Origin of the sequence: Longimicrobium sp. (assembly GCF_036280135.1) — a bacterium.
GTDB lineage: Bacteria > Gemmatimonadota > Gemmatimonadetes > Longimicrobiales > Longimicrobiaceae > Longimicrobium.
In genome coordinates, this window is record NZ_DASURI010000682.1 from 1 (window position 1) to 3,837 (window position 3,837).

At 72.1% G+C, this 3,837-nt stretch carries 2 protein-coding genes; both read right to left on the minus strand.

Annotation, left to right across the window (positions count from 1 at the left end; translation table 11 throughout):
- Positions 1-299: 299 nt before the first annotated feature.
- A complete protein-coding gene (locus VFZ20_RS22105) occupies positions 300-1,403 on the minus strand; it encodes an ABC transporter permease (protein ID WP_329686120.1) in 1,104 nt (367 codons plus the stop codon).
- Positions 1,404-1,410: 7 nt separating this feature from the next.
- Complete coding sequence (locus VFZ20_RS22110; protein WP_329686121.1) at positions 1,411-3,573, minus strand: alpha-glucuronidase family glycosyl hydrolase; 2,163 nt, start codon at positions 3,571-3,573, stop codon at positions 1,411-1,413.
- Positions 3,574-3,837 lie beyond the last annotated feature (264 nt).

The following is a 3,837-nucleotide window of genomic DNA, read 5'->3' on the forward strand; positions in this document are numbered from 1 at the left end:
TCCCGCCGGCAGCAACCCGCCCCTCCCCGCTCGTTCCTCGCGGAGCGGGCTGCCCTCCGGGCGCGGGCCCACCTCCCTCCCCCACGCAGTTTGTGGGGGAGGGTCGGGGAGGGGGGCGCTCCGCCCGCGACGAGTCGCTGCTCCCGCGCATCATCCCCGCCCTGCCCATCCGTTCACTTCCGCACTTCCGCACTCATGCACTTCCGCACTTCCGCACTTCCGCACTTCCGCACTTCCGCACTTCCGCACTTCCGCACTTCCGCACTTCCGCACTTCCGCACTTCCGCACTTCCCAGCCCTCACGCCGCCGCCACCCGGCTCTCCCCCGCGGGCACGGCCTCCGCCGCGCGGGCCAGGCGACGGGCGGCGGCGCGGGCGCTCCACTGGTCGATGACCACGGCCACGATGATGGCGCAGCCCACCACGATCCACTCATAGTTCTGGTCGAAGCGCAGCGTGCGGATGCTCTGCCGGAACAGCACGATCAGCAGCGCCCCCAGCATCGCGCCGAACGCGCTTCCCCGCCCGCCCACCAGCGACGCGCCCCCCACCACCGCCGCCGCGATCACGTACAGCTCGTACCCCTGCGCATCGCCCGACGACACGCTGCCGTAGAACCCCGCGCCCAGGAACGCCGCCAGCCCCGCCGTGAGCCCCGACAGCGCGAACACGCCGATCTGGATGCGCCCCAGCGGCAGCCCGGCGAACCGGCTGGCCTCCAGGTTCCCGCCAAACGCGAACACGTGGCGCCCCGGCACCGTCCGCGTGAGGTACAGCGCGCCGGCCACCGTCACCATCAGCATCAGCAGCATGGGCACGGGATACAGCCCACCCCCCAGCCCCAGCGGCGCCTTGGCGAACCCCGTCAGCGCCTCGGGAAGGAGGATGGATTCCGCCCGCGTGGCCACGAACGCGATGCCCCGGAGGATCCACATCGTCCCCAGGGTGATGATGAACGGGTGCACCTTGAGACCCACGACGAGCGCGCCGTTCACCATCCCGCACAGCGTCCCCACCCCCGCGCAGACCAGCAGCGCCACCCCCACCGTCGCCGCGTCCGGCATGGGGCCCATGGCCCGCAGCAGCAGCGCCGACGCCACGCCGCTCAGGGCGTAGATGGAGCCCACGGACAGGTCGATGCCGCCGGAGATGATCACCACCGTGGCGCCCACGGCCATGATGGCGAAAAAGCTGGCGTCCGTGGCCGTCTGGACCAGCGTGTGGCTGTTCCAGAAGTCGTTGATGGTCTCGCCCGTGCGCCGGTCCAGGTGGCTGCCGGCGAAAAGCGTGAGCGCGGCCGCCACCGCCGCTGTCACCAGCACCAGGCCGGCCTCCTGGCGGCCCATCAATCTGCGCCCCAGGGAGCGCGCGGCGGTCAGGCGGGAGGAGGGCGGCGTGGTCACGGGTGGCTCAGAAGTCGGGGATCTGGTCGCTGGTGTGCGCCGTGTAGAACTCCAGCGGGCGCGCGGGACGTTCATACTGGGGCGGAATGGGCTTTCCCGCAAACTGCTGGAAGTACAGCAGCGACGCGTCGCGCCACCAGCGCGCCACCCGTTCCTGCGTCGCCAGCCGCTGCGCCACGGCCGCGTGCCGCTCCCCGTCGATCCGTCCCGCCAGCGCATCCCACGTCCGGCGCATGGCGCGAACGCTGTCCACGCCCGCGCTGTAGCGGTGCACCAGCTCCTCCCACAGCGTGCGCCCGCTCGCCATCCGCTCGTCCCACCCCACGCGGTGGAACCAGAGCAGCAGCGAGTCGCCCACCGTCCGCCGGTCCGCGAAGCGATCCCGCACCGGGGCGAAGTACTGGCTGACGGCGTTGCTGCCCGTCGGCGTGCGGTCGAAGCCGATCCCCAGCGTGTCCGCCCGGTGGTAGTAGACGCTCGTCCAGTCCGCACGGCCGCCCGTGACCCACGGGCCGGGGCCGTAGTGGTGGTCGCGGGCCATGATGTGATGCAGGCCCAGCGGCGTCATGTAGTTCACGGCCACCTCGCGACTCCCCAGCATCATCCGCCTGACGGGCGCGACGAACGCCGGATCGTCCGTGAACGTCATCCGGATCCACTCGTCCGCGATCCCGGCGGACGAAAGCGCCGGGTCCCACGCCAATCGGCCGAACGCGTACCAGTTGGCTTGGTGAAACGGGTGCCCCGTCCAGTCGCGGTCCGTCCCCGTGTTCGCCACGCCCGCGATGCCCGTCAGCCGGTGGCCCTCCAGCGAGCCGTCCACGACGCGCGCCACGGTCGATCCCTCGCCGCGGGCGTAGGTGTCCGCGTCCAGCACCTCTTCCCACATCGGCGCCAGGTAGACCAGGTCGCTGGCCTGCCCCAGGTACTCCTGCGTGACCTGCAGCTCCAGCATCATCGGCGTCCGCGGCATGGCGCCAAAGAGCGGATGGAACGGCTCGCGGGGCTGAAAGTCCAGCGGCCCGTTCTTCACCTGGACGAGTACGTTCTCCGCGAACCGCCCGTCCAGCGGATGGAACTCGTCGTACGCCTGCTTCACGCGGTCCGTGGGCTCCTCCGCGGAGTAGACGAACGCGCGCCACATGACGATGCCGCCGTGGGGCGCCACGGCCTCGGCCAGCATGTTGGCGCCGTCGGCGTGCGTGCGGCGGTAGTCCTGCGGGCCGGGCTGCCCCTCGGAGTTGGCCTTGACGAGAAAGCCGCCGAAGTCGGGGATGACGCGGTAGATCTCGTCCGCCTTGGCCTTCCACCAGGCGCGGACGGCGGGGTCCAGCGGGTCCGCGGTCCGCAGCCCGCCGATCTCCATGGGCGCGCTGAAGCGGGCCGTGAGGTACACGCGGATGCCGTACGGGCGAAAGACGTCCGCCAGCGCCCTGACCTTGCGCAGGTAGCCCGGGGTGAGCACCTGCGCGTTGGCGTTGACGTTGGTAAGCACCGTGCCGTTGATGCCGATGCTGGCGTTGGCGCGGGCGTAGTCCGTGTAGCGGGGGTCGATGGTGTTCGGGAGCGCGTCCCAGTCCCAAAGGGAGCGGCCGGCGTAGCCGCGCTCCACGCTGCGGTCCAGGTTGTCCCAGTGATCCAGGATGCGCCGCTCCACCCGCGGCGACTCCACCGCGGACAGGCCGGCCAGCGATGCGTGCGACTGCAGGTGGCGGAGAAGGTGGAACGTGCCGTAGAGCACGCCCACGTCGCGGTTGGCGGCGATGACGGTCGCGCGACGCCCGCCCACGTCCACGGTGCGGATGACGTATCCCTCGTCGCCCGCCGCGCGCAGCGCCTCGTCCAGCCGCAGCGAGCGGATGACGGCGGACGACGCCGGCGTCCCCGCGACCAGGAACGCGCCGCCGCGCGGCGCGCGCGCGGAGATGGGCACCTCCGCGCCCAGCAGCCCGTTCAGCCCGCGGCGCAGCTCGTCGCGGGCGGCGCGCAGCGTGGCGGATTGCGCGTCGATGACGATCGCCGGCAACGCCGCGCGGTACTCCGCGAGGCGCGCGGCGTCGGTGACGCGCGGGTAGCGCAGCCACAGCTCGTAGCCGTCCTCCGCCCGCAGCGGCGCCGCCGCCAGCGCGACGGCCAGGAGAACGACGATCCGAAGGAGAACGCTCTTCATCGGTTGCTTGCTGTCTCCGTTTTGGGCTGCGGCACGGGTTCCCTCTCGGCATTTGGGGAGTTCGCGCCGGCAGCAGGCCGCCCCTCTCCCGGCCTCTCCCCGCTTCGTTCCTCGCGGAGAGAGGAGACCTTCATTGTGGACGCCGGGATCGTGCACTCCGGCGGGGTGTCTCTCGCCCGTCGAGAGGCCCCCTCCCCCCGGCCCCCTGCCCCCGCTGTCGCGGGGGAGGGGGAGAACCGCGGCTCCGCGCGAAGCTTGCCCTCC